The 18,734-nt window shown below is 69.5% G+C and carries 15 protein-coding genes and 1 pseudogene; 9 read left to right on the forward strand and 7 right to left on the reverse strand.

What is annotated here, in order from left to right; translation table 11 throughout:
* Positions 1 to 428: 428 nt before the first annotated feature.
* Together hchA and ACZ4MH_RS19345 are read left to right on the forward strand one after the other, a co-directional pair.
* Positions 429 to 1,310 (forward strand): glyoxalase III HchA, encoded by an 882-nt coding sequence (gene hchA, locus ACZ4MH_RS19340; protein WP_351588079.1) that lies wholly within the window; start codon positions 429 to 431, stop codon positions 1,308 to 1,310.
* A 111-nt stretch (positions 1,311 to 1,421) separates the two neighbouring features.
* A pseudogene (locus tag ACZ4MH_RS19345) lies at positions 1,422 to 1,616 on the forward strand (transposase); the annotation flags it as partial.
* A 258-nt stretch (positions 1,617 to 1,874) separates the two neighbouring features.
* On the opposite strand, the gene hpaD reads toward ACZ4MH_RS19345, so the two are convergent.
* From hpaD to ACZ4MH_RS19370, 5 genes are read right to left on the reverse strand one after another with little or no spacing between them, the layout of a single operon-like run.
* A complete protein-coding gene (gene hpaD, locus ACZ4MH_RS19350) occupies positions 1,875 to 2,885 on the reverse strand; it encodes a 3,4-dihydroxyphenylacetate 2,3-dioxygenase (RefSeq protein WP_351588082.1) in 1,011 nt (336 codons plus the stop codon).
* A gap of 2 nt (positions 2,886 to 2,887) precedes the next feature.
* Complete coding sequence (hpaE, locus tag ACZ4MH_RS19355) at positions 2,888 to 4,363, reverse strand: 5-carboxymethyl-2-hydroxymuconate semialdehyde dehydrogenase (RefSeq protein ID WP_351588085.1); 1,476 nt, start codon at positions 4,361 to 4,363, stop codon at positions 2,888 to 2,890.
* A gap of 2 nt (positions 4,364 to 4,365) precedes the next feature.
* On the reverse strand, positions 4,366 to 5,292 hold the full coding sequence (gene dapA, locus ACZ4MH_RS19360; RefSeq protein ID WP_351588088.1) for a 4-hydroxy-tetrahydrodipicolinate synthase: 927 nt from the start codon (positions 5,290 to 5,292) through the stop codon (positions 4,366 to 4,368).
* Positions 5,289 to 6,737, reverse strand: coding sequence for a fumarylacetoacetate hydrolase family protein (locus tag ACZ4MH_RS19365; protein ID WP_351588090.1), 1,449 nt, complete (start codon positions 6,735 to 6,737; stop codon positions 5,289 to 5,291). The genes dapA and ACZ4MH_RS19365 overlap by 4 nt, the downstream gene beginning before the upstream one ends.
* 59 nt (positions 6,738 to 6,796) lie before the next feature.
* Positions 6,797 to 7,822: a ketopantoate reductase family protein gene (locus tag ACZ4MH_RS19370; RefSeq protein WP_351588093.1), complete on the reverse strand. Its 1,026-nt coding sequence runs from the start codon at positions 7,820 to 7,822 to the stop codon at positions 6,797 to 6,799.
* A gap of 222 nt (positions 7,823 to 8,044) precedes the next feature.
* On the opposite strand from ACZ4MH_RS19370, the gene ACZ4MH_RS19375 reads away from it, so the two are divergent.
* The 4 genes from ACZ4MH_RS19375 (at position 8,045) to ACZ4MH_RS19390 (ending at position 13,431) form a co-directional block, all read left to right on the forward strand.
* A complete protein-coding gene (locus ACZ4MH_RS19375; protein ID WP_351588202.1) occupies positions 8,045 to 9,715 on the forward strand; it encodes a helix-turn-helix domain-containing protein in 1,671 nt (556 codons plus the stop codon).
* A gap of 168 nt (positions 9,716 to 9,883) precedes the next feature.
* Positions 9,884 to 10,663: a class II aldolase/adducin family protein gene (locus tag ACZ4MH_RS19380; protein ID WP_351588096.1), complete on the forward strand. Its 780-nt coding sequence runs from the start codon at positions 9,884 to 9,886 to the stop codon at positions 10,661 to 10,663.
* 136 nt (positions 10,664 to 10,799) lie between these two features.
* Positions 10,800 to 12,131 (forward strand): MFS transporter, encoded by a 1,332-nt coding sequence (locus ACZ4MH_RS19385; RefSeq protein ID WP_351588099.1) that lies wholly within the window; start codon positions 10,800 to 10,802, stop codon positions 12,129 to 12,131.
* A 220-nt stretch (positions 12,132 to 12,351) separates the two neighbouring features.
* Entirely contained in the window at positions 12,352 to 13,431 is a 1,080-nt protein-coding gene (locus ACZ4MH_RS19390) for an MBL fold metallo-hydrolase (RefSeq protein ID WP_351588101.1), read from the forward strand.
* A gap of 133 nt (positions 13,432 to 13,564) precedes the next feature.
* On the opposite strand, the gene ACZ4MH_RS19395 is transcribed toward ACZ4MH_RS19390, so the two are convergent.
* Positions 13,565 to 14,098 carry an aldehyde dehydrogenase family protein gene (locus ACZ4MH_RS19395; protein WP_351588104.1) on the reverse strand — a complete coding sequence of 178 codons (534 nt, stop codon included), beginning with the start codon at positions 14,096 to 14,098 and terminating at the stop codon, positions 13,565 to 13,567.
* On the opposite strand from ACZ4MH_RS19395, the gene ACZ4MH_RS19400 reads away from it, so the two are divergent.
* From ACZ4MH_RS19400 to ACZ4MH_RS19410, 3 genes are all read left to right on the forward strand, one after another.
* Positions 14,097 to 14,588 (forward strand): acyl-CoA dehydrogenase family protein, encoded by a 492-nt coding sequence (locus tag ACZ4MH_RS19400; protein ID WP_351588107.1) that lies wholly within the window; start codon positions 14,097 to 14,099, stop codon positions 14,586 to 14,588. The genes ACZ4MH_RS19395 and ACZ4MH_RS19400 overlap by 2 nt on opposite strands.
* Positions 14,589 to 14,622: 34 nt before the next feature.
* A complete protein-coding gene (locus tag ACZ4MH_RS19405; RefSeq protein WP_351588110.1) occupies positions 14,623 to 15,969 on the forward strand; it encodes an MFS transporter in 1,347 nt (448 codons plus the stop codon).
* 125 nt (positions 15,970 to 16,094) lie between these two features.
* Positions 16,095 to 17,558: a sulfatase family protein gene (locus tag ACZ4MH_RS19410; RefSeq protein ID WP_351588114.1), complete on the forward strand. Its 1,464-nt coding sequence runs from the start codon at positions 16,095 to 16,097 to the stop codon at positions 17,556 to 17,558.
* A 260-nt stretch (positions 17,559 to 17,818) separates the two neighbouring features.
* On the opposite strand, the gene ACZ4MH_RS19415 is transcribed toward ACZ4MH_RS19410, so the two are convergent.
* A complete protein-coding gene (locus ACZ4MH_RS19415; RefSeq protein WP_351588117.1) occupies positions 17,819 to 18,631 on the reverse strand; it encodes a PaaX family transcriptional regulator in 813 nt (270 codons plus the stop codon).
* Between the last annotated feature and the right edge of the window lie 103 nt (positions 18,632 to 18,734).

Here is an 18,734-nt window from a genome sequence, read left to right on the forward strand (position 1 = left end):
CGCACGCTAACGCGGCGATCCGCTAAAAGCCAACTTCTTTGCGCTACGGGCTATTCCCTGCTCCGCTGTCGTGGGCAGCAGGGCCTGTGCTCTGGCGAGGGTGATCTGCCATGGAGGATTCCGGCGGTTTGTGGGCCGGAACAGAGTTGGCTGTTACTGCCGCCAACGGGCGAGAAAAGGCCTGGTGGGAGGCGCCTCTAAGGCGCTGCCCGCAGCCGTCCGGTCGCGTCGAGCGGGGGCGCCGGACAGTATGGGGAGCGGTGATCTCGAACGGGGTGCCTCTCGCCTTTGTGTGGTGGTGCTTCCGCACTCGGACCCGTGCAACGGGACAGCATGCCTCGATGAAGGCCCTGGCTCGACGTGCCGGACCGACCTGAGTCGGTAAGGTCACCACAAATCAACCCGAAGCCGGAAAGTGGGTACTCAACATGTCACGTGCCGCAAATGACCTGAGCAGGGACCCCGCGCCGGATGCGGCCGAGGACAACGCGTACTTCCCGTCGCCGTACTCGCTGAGTCAGTACACGTCGTCGAAGACTGACTTCGATGGAGTGCGGCACAAGGGCGCCTACACCCAGGGGAAGTGGAAGGTGCTCATGATCGCGGCCGAGGAGCGCTACGTACTGCTGGAGAACGGCAAAATGTTCTCCACCGGGAATCATCCCGTCGAGATGCTGCTTCCGCTTCATCACATGATGGAGGCGGGCTTCGACGTCGACGTCGCTACGCTGGAGGGCTACCCGGCGAAGCTCGAGCTGTGGGCCATGCCGCACGAAGACGAAGCGGTCATGGCGACGTACGAAGCCCTCAAGCCGAAGCTCAAGCAGCCCAAGAAGCTCTCCGAGGTCGTCGCCAACGACCTTGGAAAGGATTCGGATTACATCGCCGTCTTCATCCCAGGCGGACATGCAGCCGTAGTCGGCCTGCCGGCCAGTGGGGCGGTGAGCCAGACGCTGGACTGGGCTCTGTCGAACGACAAGTTCATCATCACCTTGTGCCATGGCCCGGCTGCGCTGCTTGCTGCCTCGTTGGGTAAGAACGAGTCCCCGTTCAAGGGGTACTCGGTCTGCGTCTTCCCTGACGCACTCGATGAGGGGCCGAACCTCGATATCGGCTATCTCCCCGGCCGCTTGCCTTGGCTGGTCGCCGACCTGCTGAGCAAGCAGGGACTCAACGTCATCAACGATGACATGACCGGAAAGACTCACCGAGATCGGAAGCTGCTCACGGGCGACAGTCCCCTCGCCTCCCACAAGCTCGGTCTGCTCGCAGCCGACACTCTGGTCGAGGCGGTCCAGGGCGCGGGCTAGGTCGTTTCTGATGGCTCTTGCCGGGCTGGGTGGGCCAAGCTCCGGTGCGGGCACGCGTCCGGCATGGTGCGACGACACGAACTGACCACCCAGTGACGGAAGATCGAGCCATTGCTGCCGGTCAACGGCAGGCCGGGCGGGCAGCGGTCGGATCACCGGAAGGTGGTGAACGGGGTGCTGTTCCGGGCCCGTACCGGGGTGCCGTGGCCGGACCTGCCGGAGCGGTACTGTCCCTGGCAGACCGTGTACGAGCGGCATCGCCGTTGGTCGGCGGACGGCACGTGGCAGCGGGTCCTGGCTGAGTTGGTGGATACGGGTCGTCGGGCGGCCGGGCCTGTCGGTTCGGTTTCTTCGCCGCCGGTGGTCGTGAAGTGAGCGCCGAGGCGTGTCACGTTCAAGGCCAGGCCCGGGGCGCTCTGTTGCGGATCCAGCTCACCGCCACTGGAGCACCCGGCCTGGGCCACGTCGTGACCGGCCGGCTCAGTCAGTGGAACACCACTGTCCGACGGGGTCGCGAGGTGGATCGGTACACGCCGCGGCTGACGCGTCGAGGGAGCGCCGGGTTCAGCCGAGTCCGTCGGCGCCGACCTGGACGGCTGATTCGTCGAGGAGGGTGTCGGTGACGGGTTGGGGGGTGCCGTCGAGGTCGAGGACGGGGGTGGCTTCCTTGTACCAGGACTCGATCACGGCGTTGCCCCAGAAGTCGCGGCGGCGGTCGTCGTGGACGTTCCAGCGGTAGGTCTCGTGGTCGGGGTCGCCGGTGTAGTAGTCGGAGGTGTAGATCTCCACGCGGTGGCCGTCGGGGTCGCGCAGGTAGACGTAGAAGGCGTTGGACACGCCGTGCCGGCCGGGGCCGCGCTCGATGTGGTGCTCCTCGTGCAGCGAGCCGAAGATGTCGGCGGTGCGCAGGACCTGGTGGGATTCGTGGGTGGCGAGGCCGAGGTGGTGCAGGCGGGGTCCGGCGCCGCCGGTGAAGGCGACGTCGTGGACGGTCTGCTTGCGGTACATCCAGGCGGCGTAGAGCTCGTGTTCGTCGCCCTCGATGGTCTCCGAGCAGCCGAAGCCCAGCGACTGGTAGTGGGCGTAGGCGGCGGGGATGTCGGGGGTGCAGATGTTGAAGTGGTCCAGGCGGGCGATCTCGGCGCCGCGGCGGAGGTCGTAGCGCTGGATGAGGCGCTCGGCGCGTTCGATGTCGTGGAAGAACTCGACGGGGAAGCCGAGCGAGTCGATGACGCGGACGGCGTCGCCGACACCGCGGGTGCCCTGGCCGGCGGGGATGCGGCGGACGGGCCTGCCGAGGGCAGTGAAGAACTTCTCGGCCTTGTCCACGTCCTCGGGGGTGCGCACCCGGTAGGCGATGTGATCCAGAGCGGCGGTCTCGCCCTGGCGCAGGACGAGGGAGTGGTGGGTGAGCTCGTCGGTGCCGCGCAGGTAGAGCGAGGTGGAGTCCTCGTACTGGATGTGGAAGCCGAGCATGTCGGCCCAGAACCAGCGGGCCCTGGCGAGGTCGGTGACGACCAGTTGGGCGTAGGCGGAGCGGATGACGTCGGGGACGTCCGGGGATGCGGTGGTCATGGTCAGGCTCCGAAGCGGGGGGTGTGCACGTCGTCGAGGGCGAGGTGGACGATCTTGGACTCGGTGTAGAAGTCGATGCTGTGCGCGCCGCCCTCGCGGCCGACGCCGGAGGCCTTGACGCCGCCGAAGGGCGTGCGCAGGTCGCGGACGTTGTGGGAGTTGATCCAGACCATGCCGGAGTCGACGGCGTGCGCGATGCGGTGTCCGCGCTTGAGGTCGTTGGTCCAGACGTAGGCGGCGAGGCCGTACGGCGTGGAGTTTGCGAGGTCGATGGACTCGGCCTCGTCGTCGAAGGGCGCGACGCAGACCACGGGGCCGAAGATCTCTTCCTGGAAGATCCGCGCGTCGCGGGGTACGTCGGCGAGGACGGTGGGCTGGAGGTAATTGCCCTCGGGGAGGTGGGACGGGCGGGTTCCGCCGGCGACGAGCTTCGCCTCCTTCCTGCCGATCTCCACGTAGTTCAGGACCCGCTGGTAGTGCTCGGGGTGGACCAGGGCGCCGACCTCGGTGGCCGGATCGGCGGGGAGCCCGACCTTCACACGGTCGGCGCGCTCGGCGAGGCGGCGGGTGAACTCCTCGTAGATCGGGCGCTCGACCAGCACGCGCGAACCTGCCGTGCAGCGCTCGCCGTTGAGGGAGAACACCCCGAAGACGACGGAGTCCAGGGCGGCGTCGAGATCGGCGTCGGCGAAGACGACGACCGGGGACTTGCCGCCCAGCTCCATCGAGGTGGTCTTCAGGTGCTGCGCGGAGGACCGGATGATGTGCTTGCCCGTGTCGGTCGAGCCGGTGAAGGAGATCAGCGGCACGTCGGGGTGGTCGACGAGGGCCTGGCCGGCCTCCTCGCCGATGCCGTGCACGATGTTCACCACGCCCGCCGGGACTCCGGCCTCGGTGAAGATCTCCGGCCAGAGGGAGGCGGAGAGCGGGGTCCACTCGGCGGGCTTGAGGATCAGGGTGCAGCCGGAGGCCAGCGCCGGGGCGAGCTTCCAGGACTCCAGCATGAATGGGGTGTTCCACGGAGTGATCAGTCCGGCCACCCCGACCGGGGTGCGCACGACATAGCTGATCTGGTCGGTGACCTGACGGAAGGCCTCCTCGCCGAGGGCGACGATGACGTCGGCGAAGTAGCGGAAGTTCTCGGCCGCCCGCCGGGCCTGGCCGCGGGCCTGGGTGATGGGCAGCCCGGAGTCGTAGGACTCGAAGGCGGCCAGCTGCTCGTGTCGTGCCTCGACGGCGTCGGCGATGCGGCCCAGCATGTTCGCGCGTTCCCGGTTGCCGAGCTTCGACCAGGCGGGGAAAGCCGTCCGGGCGGCGGCCACGGCCTTGTCGACGTCGGCCGCGCCGCCGGCGGCGGCCTGCGCGTAGACGATGTTGGACACCGGGTCGGCCACGTCGAAGGTGCGGCCGTCCGTGCTGTCGACCGGCTCGCCGCCGATCCAGTGCCGAATCGTCGAGGGCAGGTTCTCGATCGTCATGGTCAGGCTCCGATCTGCTGGGTGAGGTCGCCGCTCTCGGCGAGCAGCGCGCGGATGGTGGTCAGGCCCGCGTCGGTGGGTTCGGTCAGCGGCGGGCGGACATGGGGCGAGGCGATCCGGCCCTGCCGGTGCAGCACCCACTTCGCCGGCGCCGGGTTGGTCTCCACGAAGAGCAGGTCCACCAGTGGGTGGAGGCGGTAGTGCAGGTCGCGCGCGGCATCGAATTCGCCGGCCTCCCACAGCTCGTACATCCGGGCCACCGCGGTCGGGGCCAGGTTGGCCACCGCGGAGACGAACCCGGCCCCGCCGAGGGCCATCAGCGGCAGGCACAGCAGCTCGATCCCCGACCACACCAGCAGCGAACGGCCGCAGGCGTGCAGCACGCGGGAGAAGTGCTCGAAGTCCTTCGTCGTCTCCTTCACACCGACGAAGTTGTCGAAGTCGGCGAACAGCCGCTTGACCGTCTCCGGGGCGATGTCCACGGCCGTGCGGGACGGCACGTTGTAGGCGACGATCGGCAGGTCGGGGAATTCGCGGGCCACCGTGGCGTACCAGGTGTACAGCGCCTCCTGGGTCGGCCTGGCGTAGTACGGGGTGATCACCAGGGCCGCGTCCGCGCCCAGGTCCCGTGCGGCCGCCGTCAGCTCCAGGGTCTCCTCCAGCTTGGCCGAGCCGGTACCGGGCAGGAACGGCACCCGGTCACCGATCTCCTCCACCGCGGTACGCATCGCAGCGATCCGCTCGGCCACCGTCTGCGCGGACGGCTCACCGGTGGAGCCGCCCAGCGAGATGCCGTGCGAACCGGACTGAAGCTGCCAGCGCACCAGGCCCCGAAGGGACTCGTGGTCCACTGCACCGTCGGCGGTGAAGGGGGTGACGACCGGGGCGATCGAACCCCGGATGGACTGCGGGTCGCTGCGGAACTTCATGCCTGTTCTCCTTCGTTGTCGTTTTTCTCACGCCAGGCCTCGTACGCCTCGCGCCACGTGGGCCCCAGCGGGTACAGCCCGTCTACGCTGGCTCCGGCTGTCACCTGCTCGGTGATGAACCGCTCCTGCCGCTCCTGCTCGGCGCAGTCGGCGATCAGCTCGGAGGCGAGATCGGGGGGTATGACGACCACGCCGTCGTCGTCGCCGACCAGCAGGTCGCCGGGCTGGACCAGCGCTCCGCCGCAGGCGACCGGCACGCCGGTGTCCCACGGCACGTGGCGCCGGCCGAGGACGGAGGGGTGTGCCCCGCCGTGGAAGACCGGCAGCCCGAGGGCGGCGACGGCCGCGCTGTCGCGCAGGCCGCCGTCGGTCACGACACCGGCCGCGCCGCGCGCTTTCGCGCGCAGGGCGAGGATGTCGCCCAGGGTGCCGGCCGTGGTGTCCCGGCGGGCATCCATCACCAGCACGTGCCCTGGCTTGAGCTCCTCGATCGCCCGCTTCTGCGCGTTCATGCCGTTGCCGAACTTCTGGAACAGGTCCTCGCGCAGCGGCAGGTAGCGCAGGGTGTGCGCGATCCCGACCATGCGGGTGCCGGGCGTGGCCGGGTGGACCCCGTCGATCGACATGTGCGGCAGGCCGCGCTTGCGCAGCTGGGCGCTGATCGTCGCGACGGCCACCGACCGCAGTCCGGCCTCCAGTCCGGGCGCGAGCGGGGGCTCCGGGACGAAGGCGCTGCCGTACGCCGACTCCACCTCGGATCGGTCCGCCTTGGGCATGGCGCCCCAGGTCTCCAGGTCGTGGTCGGCCGCTGCGATGGGGTTGCGCAGCCGCCCGGTGGACAGGCCCGACCCGGTGACCTCGACCTCAACGGTGTCACCGGGCGAGGCCACCGAGGCGCCGGCCGGCGTCCCGGTGAGGATCACGTCCCCCGGCTCCAGGGTGACCAGTCGCGACAGGTCCGCGACCAGCTCTCCGAAAGGGAACAGCAGGGTGTCGGTGGTGTCGTCCTGGACCAGCTCGCCGTTGACCCAGGTCCGCAGCCGCAGCGCCGACGGATCCAGCTCACCGGCCTCCAGCAGGCGCGGGCCGATCGGGGTGAAGCCGTCGGCGCCCTTGGAGCGCAGGTTGGAGCCCCGGTCGGCGTAGCGCAGGTCGTACACGCCCGCGTCGTTCGCGGCGGTCACCCACCGCACGTGCCGCCACCCGTCCTCCGGCCGCACCCGCTGCGCCCGCGAGCCGATGACGAGCGCGATCTCGCCCTCGAAGCCCAGCAGTTCGCAGCCCCGCGGCCGGATGATCGCCTCCTGCGTGCCGGCCAGCGAGGACGGCGGCTTCATGAAGTACGACGGCTGGGCAGGGGTCCGTCCCCGCTCCTTCGCCCGGCTCGGGTAGTTCAGATGCACCGCGATGACCTTCGACGGGGAGTTCCCCAGCGGATGCGTCATCGGGCCTCCTTTCCTGTATGTCGGGGCAGATCCACACCGGGACCGGTGCCTGGAACGGTTCACGCTCGCGAGCGCGGGATGTCGGCGGCGACCGCCGCACCGGCATGGCGGACACGCTCGCGGAGCGCCAGGAGTCCGTGCACGGTGTCGAGGGACGGGGAGGGGACACCCGTGCGGCGCGCGAGTTCTCGGACGGCGCCGACAATGGCATCGAGCTCCAATGGGCGGCCGCGGTCGGCGTCCTGCAGCATGGACGTGCGGAACGCGCCCAGCTGCCGGGCGATGTCGAGCCGGTCGTCGGCGGTCATCGAGGTCGGGATGCCCAGTGCGGCTCCGACGGCTGCCGTCTCGTCGAACAGTGCGATGCAGGTCCGTCGTACGTCCGGATCGTCGAGGATCTCCAGAACGGTCGCGCCGGTCAGCGCGCTGAGGGGATTGAGGTTGACGTTGCCCAGGAACTTCTCCCAGATGTCCCGGCGAATGTCCGTGCTGGGCTCCGCGCGGACGCGGCCGGCGGACAGGGCTGCGGCGCACCGTGTGACACGGTCCGACATCCCGCCGGTCGGGTCGCCGATGACCAGCCTGCTGCCGCTGATGTGAGTGACCTGCCCGGCCGTGTCGAGGATGCTGCTGAAGTGCGCGACCCCGGACATCACCCGTGGCGCGGGCAGCAGGTGCAGCAACTCCCCGTCGGGATCGACGGTCCGCAGGATCACGTCACCGCTGGTGTTCTCCACGGTGGACAGCAGCCACCACGGCACGCCGTTGGCGACGATGAGCAGTTCCACACCGCGGTCGATCCACGGCCGGATGCTTCGGGCCGCCGAGAGCAGATGCTGGCTCTTGACGCACACGACGGCCAGTTCCGGGATCGGAAGCCGCGCAGCATCGTGGGCGGTGCGCAGGCGGTGCCGCACCGCTGGGCCGGTTACCGAGCTCCGCAGCCGGATCCCGTTCTCCGCGATGGCGTCGAGGTGCGGTCCGGGCCGGCCGAGCAGGGAGACCTCCGCGCCCGACGTGGCGAACGCCCCGGCGAGAGTGGCGCCGACGGCGCCCGGTCCCACGATGGTGATCCGATGTCCCACCGTACTCAGCTCCACCGGCAGGGGGACGGCTCGAGCGGTGCAGACCGCTCGGTGCCGAACGCGGATGGCCGGGCTGCGGGGTCGACGGGTGCGATGACAAACGGTGGCGTCAAGACCGTCGCACCTCCTTCTCGATAGGCCGTGCATGGGTGGGCCGGTGTGGCCGTCCGCAGTGAGCATGCGATGCGCGGCCCTCCGCAACAATGTCGAGTCCTACACTTGGTGACGCTTGTCGATGTTGATATCGATACCGCCCTGGAGAAGAGGTCCTGTATGACCGCGATCCCGCTCGCTCAACTCGTCGACGCCCTGCAGGACGGGGTGATCACGGTCCTGTCCGAGGGCGATCGCGAACATGACGTCAGGGGCGTGGAGTTGCTGGACTGTCCGGAGGCACTCCAGGCCGCTGAGCCCGGCCGGCTTCTGCTCGGGGTGGGCCTGGACATCGCGAACCACGACGCGGTGGGCGCTGCTCTGCAGACGGCGGCGAGGACCTCGTGTGCGCTCGCGATCAAATGTGCGGCTCCGGCGCCACCGGACCTGGTCGCGCTGGTCCGCGAGACCGGGGTGCCGGTGCTGGGCGTCAATCCGCAAGTGCCGTGGACGCGCGTCCAACGCCTGGCCACCACCCTGCTGGCCGCCCGCGCGGCGGACGCGCCCCCCGGCGGCGGACTGACCGGTGGTGACCTGTTCTCCCTGGCCAACGCGCTCGCGGGCATTGTCGGCGGCGCTGTGGCGATCATGGATACCCAACAGCTACTGGTCGCCTACTCCAGCCTGCCCGACCAGCCCATCGACGAGACCCGCAGGCGTGGCATCCTCGGCCGACGCGTCCCGGACGAGGCGCTTGCCGATCACCTCGACCGTCAGGTGTGGGGCAGCGACACGGTCGTACGTCAGCACCGCCCCGGAGACCTGCCCCGCATGGCCGTGGTCGTCAGGGCGGGCGAGGACGTGCTCGGCTCGCTGTGGGTCGCGTTTCCCGACGAGGGCGCGGTCCCCGACTGCGGACCGACCCTGCAGGAAGCCGCCCGCATCGCGGCGCTGCACATGCTGGCACTTCGGCGCCAGGTCGACGCCGAACAGGAAAGCCGTGACCGCGCACTGCGTGCCGCGCTGGAAGGCCGCACAGGGCAGCAGAACCCGTCCGGCGAAATTCGTTTTCCCGCCGTACTGATCGGCCTGGCCGAAGTCGCGCTGGAACGGGAACAGAAGAAGCCCGCGGAACCAGGAACCGAATCGCGGCGCCGCGCTGCCCTGATGCGGATGCTGGACCTGGCCGTCCTCGATGGCCGTTCCTTCGGACATGAACCGGCTGCGGCGCTGCTCGACGACCGCCTCTACCTGCTGCTGCCGACGGCCGGTTCAGGCTCGGTGTCCGCCGAGTCCCTGCTGGAGCACCTCTTGGACCGGGCCAGGCGCAGCCTGCACCGGCCATTCACCGCGGTCCTTTCCCCAGCTGTCCCCACGGCGCCCGATCTGCTCGTCGCCCGCCGCGACATCGACGCCGCACTCGACCACCTGGAGCAGCATGGCGCAGCCCCCGGCGCCCATCGAGCCGAAGACTTGCGGCCGGAGCTGGTGCTGCGCCGACTGCTCCAGGCCGTACGGCGCGACGCCGAACTGCGCACCGGCATCGCGGAGCGCCTGCGGGCGCACGATGACGAGAACGCCACCGACTACAGCGCCACGCTGCTCACGTACCTGCGGCACTTCGGCGATGTCGCGGCGGCCAGTGCCGAGCTGCACATCCACCAGAACACACTCCGGCTCAGACTGCGCCGGGCCAAGCAGCTGTTCGGGGTGTCACTCTCGGACCCCGCACGGCGCCTGATGCTCACGCTGGAACTGAGTGCTCTGAACGAGCCTGCACGGCACCGGGTCACCGACTGATGCGGCGCGGTGCCATTCACCGCCGCGCGACTGTCGGATACAACACCGGGCGCAGGCATTCGCTATAGGTCTCGACATTGGATATCGAGCGGTCCCGCGCCCATGCTCCTGCACACCGGGCAATGCGCCGTAGTGGCGATACCCATGGAGCACTCGAGGAGTACAACAGTGACCGTTCTGGACACCCCGATGAGCTCGGCGAAGCCGGCGCACATGAGCGAAGCGGAGTGGCATGCGCGGCTCGAACTGGCCGCCTGCTACCGGATCTTCGACCACCTGGGATGGGTGGAGATGATCTTCAACCACATCACCGTGCGGGTGCCCGGCGAGGAGGGACACCTGCTGATCAATCCGTTCGGGCTGATGTACCACGAGGTCACCGCCTCGAACCTGGTGAAGATCGACCTCGACGGCAACGTCCTGTCGGACTCTGACTGGCCCGTCAATGAGGCGGGACTGCTGATCCACTCGGTGATCCACGCCAACCGGCCCGACGCCCACTGCATCATGCACACCCACACCACCGCCGGCACCGGAGTCGCCAGCCTGCGGGGCGGGCTGGACCCGGACAACTTCTACGCCGCCCAGTTGCACGACATGGTCGCCTACCACGACTTCGAGGGCATCACCGTCGACCCCGCCGAAAAGCCCCGGCTGGTGGCCAACCTCGGCGACCGCGACCTGATGATCCTGCGCAACCACGGCCTGCTGGCACTGGGGCCGACCGTGCCTGCCGCGTTCGCCGCCCTGTGGACCCTGCAACGGGCCTGTGAGATCCAGCTTGCCGCCCAGTCGTCCGGACAGCCGCTGACACCGGTCAGCCGGGAGGCAGCCATCCGCTCGACCAAGGAGTCCTTCCAGATGGGCGACCGCACCCAGGCGGGCAGAGGTCTGTTCGAGGCCCTGCGCCGCAAGATCGACCGCATCGACCCCGGCTACGCCGTCTGACGCCGTTCCCCCTCGGGACGAGGCGGGGGCACCCGGCACCCACGTCCCCGCGCACACCATCCATTCCGCCACGTGATGGCTGTGACCTTCGATTCTTTCCCGGGCCAACGACGACCCGACGACGATCGGACTCCCCATGTCCCAATCCACCGCCTCATCCAGCAGGCATCGCACGGTCGCGCTCGCCGCCATGGCGGGCACCACGATCGAGTGGTACGACTTCTTCATCTACGCTCTGTGTACCGGCCTGGTCTTCAACCAGCTGTTCTTCGACGGGCTGGGCGAGGACTCACTGGTCATCTCCTTCGCGACCATCGGCATCAGCTTCTTCTTCCGCCCGGTCGGGGCCGCCCTCGCAGGCCACCTCGGCGACCGGCTCGGCCGCCGCGCCATGCTCATCGCCACCCTGCTGCTCATGGGCGTCTCCACCACCCTGATCGGACTCGTGCCGTCGTCCGGCACCATCGGGACGGGCGCCCCGGTCATCCTCGTCCTCCTGCGGATCCTCCAGGGACTGTCCGCCGGCGGGGAGTGGGGCGGCGCCGCCCTCATCTCCGTGGAACACGCACCCGCCCACCAGCGCGGAAGGTTCGGCGCCTATCCGCAGCTCGGAGCCCCGCTCGGCCTGCTCCTGGCCAACGGTGTCCTGGCCACGATCACCGCCCTCACCACGGACAAGCAGTTCCTCTCCTGGGGATGGCGCGTCCCGTTCCTGCTCAGCGTGGTGCTCGTCGCCGTAGGATTCGTCATCCGGCGGCGAGTGGACGAAAGCCCGGTCTACCGACAGCTGAAGGAGTCCGGGACCCGGCCGGGCACTCCCCTCACGGCCCTGCTCAGGCATCACTGGCCGCTGGTCGTGGCCGGGGCCCTTCTCTTCGCCGCCAACAACGCCGTCGGCTACATGACCACCGGTGGCTATGTGCAGAGCTACTCGGTGAACCATCTGGACATGGACCCGACGCAGATCCTGATCGCCGTGATGGTCGCTGCCGTCGGCTGGCTGGTCAGCACCGTGGCCGCGGGCCGATGGTCGGACCGCCTCGGCCGCATCCGCGTCTTCCGGATCGGCTTCATCGTCCAACTCGCCTGGATGTTCCCCTTCTTCGCCCTGCTCAACACGGCGAACATCGGACTCATCGCGGTGGCCCTCCTCCTCTACAGCGTCGGCCTCGGACTGACCTACGGGCCGCAGGCCGCGCTGTTGGCGGAGCTCTATCCCACCGCTGTCCGATACAGCGGCGCGGCCCTGTCCTACGCCATCGGAGCTGTCCTCGGCGGCGCCTTCGCGCCGATGATCGCCGAAGCCCTGCAGTCCAGCACCCACACCGTGTACTCCGTCGGCGTCTACCTCGCCGTCATGACGGTGATCGGGCTCGCCGTCACCTTCGTTCTGAAAGAACGCCAGGGCGTGTCGCTGAGCGACGCCGCGGCCGGCGAGCGGGACGAGCAGGCGGCCCTGACTGCCTGAAGAACGCTGACCGGCGAGAAAGCCCTCGCTGGTAATCGTCGACCGGTCGTCACGGACACCCCGGGTGCCTCTCCTGCCCTGTACCCGGCGGACAGGGCGGCTCCCTCGGGCACTCCACGGATCCACGGCGAGCCGGGGGGCCCGCAACCCGGCACAGGCCACATCCCCCTCACACGAGACAGGAACCCTGTCCAAACCGATCCCCCAAGGAGCCACCCGTATGAACGAGCCGCAAGCCGCCGCAAGCCGCCCGGCACCGTCCGAGGGACACTCCCACGGCACCCTCACGCGCCGCCGCTTCTGGCAGCTCGGCGCCGCCACGGCGGTCACCGCCGGCGTGACGAGCCTGCTTCCGGAGGCCACCGCCGAGGCCTCGGCGGCCACGAGCAGCACCGCACAGCACTACTTCGACCGGGCTGCCGAACTGGCCGGTGACAACCCGGTCCTCAAGAGCCTCGTCAGCGCGCTCACCGCCGGCTACACCCCGCCGCGGCCCGCCGCACCTGCCCCGCAGCGGATCTTCGACAACGTCGCGGTGTTGGGCGCCGGCTTTGTGTCCGCCACGGCGATCCTCACCTCGGCCGGGATCATCCTCATCGACGCCCTGGAAAACCCGAACGGGGCCGAGCAGCACATCGTCGGGGGTCTGCGCGAGCTCGGAGCCGACCCGTCGACGATCAAGTACGTCGTCGTCACCCACGGCCACGGGGACCACTTCGGCGGCGCCCAGTACCTGGCCGACAAGTACGGCGCCCGGGTGCTGATGTCCCCCGCCGACTGGACCTACATGACGACCACGCCGGGGCCCGACCAACCCCGGCACGACCTCGACATCAGCGACGGCCAGCGGCTCACCCTGGGCCACACCACTGTGGACCTGCACTACACCCCGGGTCATACTCCCGGCAGCGTGTCACCGATCCTTCCCGTATGGGACAGGGGAAGGCGCCATACCGCGATGCTGTGGGGCGGCACCAATCCGCCCGCGGCCACCACCGACAAGGAGACGTACCTCTCCTCCGTCCTCACCTTCACCTCCCGGATGCGGCGGGCCGGGGTCGACGTCGAACTGAGCAATCACCCCTTCTGCGACTACGGCCTGGAGCGCATGCAGGAACTGCGCGACGCACCCAGCGGCCCCAAGAACCCGTTCGTCGTGGGCGCCTCCGGGACACAGCGCTTCATGAAGGTCATGGAGAATATGCTGCGCGGCCGCATCGCCCAGGACCAGGACGCAGCGGGCACCACCGCGTCGGCGACGGTCGCAGCCGCGAACACGCATACGGCAGGCTGCTGCTGACGGCCACGACATCAAGGCAGACGCGGCCGGTGTGTTCCACCGGCCGCGCCGCGGCGAAGGTCGGTAAAGCGCGCCGGGTGCTGAGGGCGGGCTCAGCCGAGGCCCGCGGGTTTCTCGAGGAAGACGGTCGCGGTCAGGTGCCGGGAGTAGAAGTCGAGGACCGCCGACCCTGCTCGGCAGGGCCGTACCCGGATTCCTGCTCGCCGCCGAAGGATGCGTGGAAGTCGGCTCCGGTGGTCGGTCCGTTCACCTTGACCATGCCGCTGTCGAACCAGGAAACGAGCCGCAGCGCCGAGTCCATATCGCCGGTGCAGAGGCCGGTGACCAGGCCGTAGCGGGTGGCGTTCACCAGCTCGCCCGCCGCCTCGGATCGGGAACCCGATGCACACGTGCGGAGGACTGCGCTGTCACGCTCACACGCCTTTCTTTCCACTGCCCGGGCCATGCCCGCGGCGGGTCGCGGCAGAGTGCGGCTCCGCCCGAGTCTCGGAGAAGTCGCGCCACACGTGGAGGGGCCGGCCAGAATTGGGCCCACCGCCGGCCCGCCTCCGAGCCGCATCCGCGCCACGCCTGACCGGCCGCAGCCACTCCGGTGACGAGCGCTGCTCGTATCCGAGGGGCTGCCAAGTGTTGGCATTTCGTCGGCGCCTCTCAGTAATTCGGGCATGCCGACTGACTGTGGGCGCTTCCCAGGCGAGTTCGGCGACCCGTCCGGTGTCCTCGATCGACGTGTGTACGGGACGCCGGCGTCTCCGGAGAAGTCGACGAAGCCGTCATCACTGTCGAAGCGGAGCGTGCCGGACGAGGGAGGAGAGCTGTTCTTGTGCAGAATATTGACTGACGTAAGAGAAACGACGTACGTTCCCTCGCGACGAAGGCAAGAGGCCCCCAACCTGGGCTCGCCGAGCGACGGCCCGGCGCACTTGTGCGGGGGCCGGGGAGTTGCCCGCGAGCAACGCGACGCGACCAAGGCCAAGCGGCGGACCACGGAGCCGCAGCAGCGGACGATCCCGCGATGCCTCCAACCGCGCGGCTGGTGCGGCTACTTGCGGGAGCACCCCACCATCCGCGCCTTCACGGACGCGCACATCCGGACCATCTGCGGCGGCACCACGCGGATCACGAAAGATCGCATCGGACGCGCCCCGGTCCGATGACGCGGACACCTCGCGACAGACAGGGATGGCAGCCATGGCGAATACCGCACCACCGTCTCAGAACAACGTGCAGCTACGTCGCGCAGTCGTCGGCAGCTTCATCGGCAGCGTGATCGAGTACTACGACTTCCTGCTCTACGCCACGGCCTCGGCCGTCGTGTTCAGCAAGATCTTCTTCTCCGGTCTGGATCCGCTGGCCGGCACGGTCGCAAGTTTCGGGACCTTTGCGGCCGGATACCTGGCCCGCCCGCTCGGCGGCATCGTCTTCGGGCACTACGGCGACCGGCTGGGCCGCAAGCGCATGCTGGTCACGACCATGACGTTGATGGGCGTTGTGAGCTTCCTCATCGGTCTGCTGCCGACGGACCGGCAGGTGGGGAGCTGGGCGGCGGTCATGCTGGTGCTGCTCCGTGTGCTGCAGGGCATCGCGGTCGGCGGGGAGTGGGGCGGTGCCGTGCTGATGTCCGCCGAGCATGCCACCTCGCGCCGGGGGCTCTGGGCGAGCTTCACGAACGCCGGAGCACCCTTCGGCATGATTCTCTCCACCTCGGTCCTCACGGCCACCAGCGCCGTCGTCGGCGAACAGGCCTTCCTCTCCTGGGGCTGGCGCGTCCCGTTCCTGCTCAGCATCGTCCTGCTGGTGGTCGGCCTGTTCATCCGACTGCGGGTGGAGGAGACGCCAGTCTTCGCCGCAGCCCATCGTCAGCCGCCGAAGAAGAGCGGGCTCCCGCTCCTCGATGTCCTGCGCCGCCCCCGCAACTTGGTGCTCTCCGTCGGTGTGGGGCTCGCCGCGTTCGTCGCACAGGGAACCCTCACCACGTTCCTCATCGCGTACGGCGTCCAGGTCGGGTACCCACGACAGACCGTGCTCAATGCCTTGACCCTCTCGTCCGCCCTCGCGGTGATCGGCGTCATCGGCTGGTCGGCGCTGTCAGACCGGCTCGGTCGGCGCCCCGTCGTCCTCACCGGTTCGATCACCATGGGTGTGTTCGGCTTTGTGCTCTTCCGAACATCGCCTTCACCGGAGAGCTCCGCAAGCCCCAACTCGACATCCACACCACCGGCGACCCCCTCATCCCCGTTCAGGCGACAAGCGCCCACCGGCGCGCCGTCACCGCCGCCGGCACCACCACCCTGCTCCGCCAGGCGTACGTCGACAACGCCGGCCACTGCACCTTCACCGCCGCCGAACAGGTCGCCGCGCTGCACAAGCTCAACCAGCGGATCACCACAGGCCACTGGGGCGACACCACCCCCCGACGCCCTCAACACCGAGGCCCGAAGGATCGACGCCACCTCCCCCACCCGCTACCTCACCTTCCGGCCAGGCCCCTACCCGAGGCCCTTCGACCTCGCCCACCCCACCAACAGCTCTCAGTAGTCCCAGGACTGACATCCGTTCGCCTGCACCAGTCCCCGCCGGACACGATCCGGGCCCGTCCGCGCGACGCCCGGATGATGTCCGCCTGCGCTCCCACCGGCCGCCATCGACGACAAGGACTCCCCATGACCGACAGCCCCTACCTGCCCAACGCCGCCTCCGACGGCATATCCCGCCGCTTCCTGGGTGGGCTGCTCGGCGGTGGTGTCATCGCCGCCGCCACCGGACTGGCCACCGCCTCCCCCGCCTCCGCGACCCCCTCAGCGGGTAGTGCACAGCAGGCGGAGCAGCCCTTCCGCGCCCGCGCCGACCGCAAGAACCATCGGCGCCCCAACCTCCTGGTGATCCTCGCCGACGACCTGGGCTGGGCCGACCTGTCCTCCTACGGCGCACCCCACATCAAGACCCCGAACCTGGACCGGCTCGCCCGCCAGGGCGTGCGCTTCACCAACGCCTACTCCGGATCGTCGACCTGCTCCCCCACCCGGTTCAGCCTCTATACGGGGCGCTACCCGGGCCGTACCAAGGGCGGGCTGGCCGAGCCGATCGGCAATCGCACCCAGGGGCTGGAGCCCACCCACCCCACGCTGGCCTCCCTACTGAAGGCCGCCGGCTACTCCACCGCGCTGATCGGCAAGTGGCACTGCGGCTGGCTGCCCGACTACAGCCCCACCAAGTCGGGCTGGGACGAATTCTTCGGCAACCTCGGCGGCACACTGGAGTACTTCTCCAAGCTCGGCCAGCTCGGTGAGTACGACCTCTACGAGGGGGACGCGTCCTACCAGGACCTGCGCTACTACACCACCATCCTGACCGAGCGGGCCGTGGAGTACGTCGGCCGCGAGCACGACGCGCCGTGGTTGCTCAACCTCAACTTCACCACTCCGCACTGGCCGTGGCTGACCGAGGGCGATGCCGAGACCGGGGCGGAGATCGCCGCCAAGATCCGGGCTGGGGGCAGTGACGGGGCGCTTCAGGCCCTGCAGCACAAGGACGGCGGCTCGGTGGAGAAGTACGCCGAGATGGTGGAGAGCCTGGACGCCGCCATCGGCCAAGTGATGAACGCGCTCCGCAGGTCCGGCCAGGAGGACGACACCCTGGTGCTGTTCGCCAGCGACAACGGAGGAGAGCGCTTCTCCTACAGCTGGCCGCTCACCGGGGGCAAAGCCGACCTGCTGGAAGGAGGCATCCGGGTCCCGACAATCCTGCGCTGGCCCGCCCGGATCGGCGCCAACCAGGTGAGCCATGAGCCGAACTTCACTCCGGACTGGACCGCCACCCTCCTGGAGGCCGCCGGCGCTCGGCCCGCCCCCGACTACCCGCTGGACGGCACGAGCCTGGCCGGCTACCTGCTGCGCGGCGAGCTTCTGCCCGAGCGCGACCTGTTCTGGCGGGTCCGGGCCAACCGGGCGCTGCGGCGCGGTCACTGGAAGTACTACCAGGACTCCGCCGGTGCCGACCACCTGTACAACCTGGCCCAGGACGCCCGGGAGCAGGCCGACCTGGCCGGCGGCGAGCCCAAACTGCTCGCGGAACTGAAGGCGTCCTGGAAGGAGATCAACACGACCCTCCTGCCCTACCCCGACTGAGACCCGGCCCAGCCGCGTGGCATCGGCCGTGGCGCAGGCACCTGTGGTCTGCGCCCATGTGGGTCATGTCGATGGCGCCGTGCCGGGACCGGCCGCTGCCGGCTCGGCCGCGGTTGTCCGAGGCCGAGCCGACACGCAACCAACCATCAGGGCATGCGACCGGCGCTGACGACGTCGTCGTTGACCGTCTGATCGTTGATGTGGATCAGCCCGCTGGGGATGCGGATACGTACGGGCCGGGAGGCGGAGGCGCCGGCCCCTCACCCCCGCAGGGGCAGCGTCTCCAACAGCTCCTCCGCCAGCGCGCCGGCCGCCGCGTCCACGCGGGCGTTGGCGCGGCGGAAGACGTCCTCCGCCTCGGCGGCGGGCCAGTCGGCGGGGAGGTGTTGGACCGGGAGGTGGGGGTCGGCACGAACGATCTGGAGCCACTCCGTCAGCAGGCCCAGCTTGACTGCGAGTTCGTCGACATCCGAAGCGCTGTCCCCGTCCGCGAACGCAGACCAGCGCCTCCGGAAGGCGGTGTAGCCGGCGGCCGGGGTCGCGAGGTCCCAAGTGTCCTGGACCATGCGGGAGATGTCGGTGGCCGGGTCGACGGTGGAGCGGAACACCGTGACGTAGGGGCCGAGTTCGGGGTTCTCCGTGATCGCGGCGACGTCCGCCCGCCCCGGCGCGATCCACAGGCCGCCGATCAGCGGGCCGAAACCCGCCCAGGTCAGCTGGGAACGCAGGTCGTGGCGCTGACGCTGGCTGGCGTCGGGCAGGGAGAAGGCGAGCAAGGTCCAGGTGCCGTCCCAGTCGTCGTTGACGGCGCCCTGCTTCCAGATGCGGTCCTCACCCTCGCGGAGGATCGCCGTCGCGCGATCGGTGAGGCCGAAGTACATGCGGCGGCCTTCGCGGCGGCGTTGCAGTAGGCCGCGGCCCACCATGCGGGTCAGGGTCGAGCGGGTGGCGTGCTCGCCCACGCCCGTGCGGCCGAAGACCTCGATGATGCTGCCGGAGTAGACGCAGACATCGCCGCCCAGCACGTAGTTGCCGAGGAACGTGAGCATGAGGGACTGGGGGCGGAGGGCCACCTCGAGCCCCGGCTCCGTCCTGGGCTCTTCCGCCCCGCCCCCCGCCGTTGCGGCGTTCCCGCTCGCCCTGCCACCTCGGTCGCCTGCCATATCGCCCTCCCGC

This window comes from Streptomyces sp. NPDC026301 (assembly GCF_055567935.1).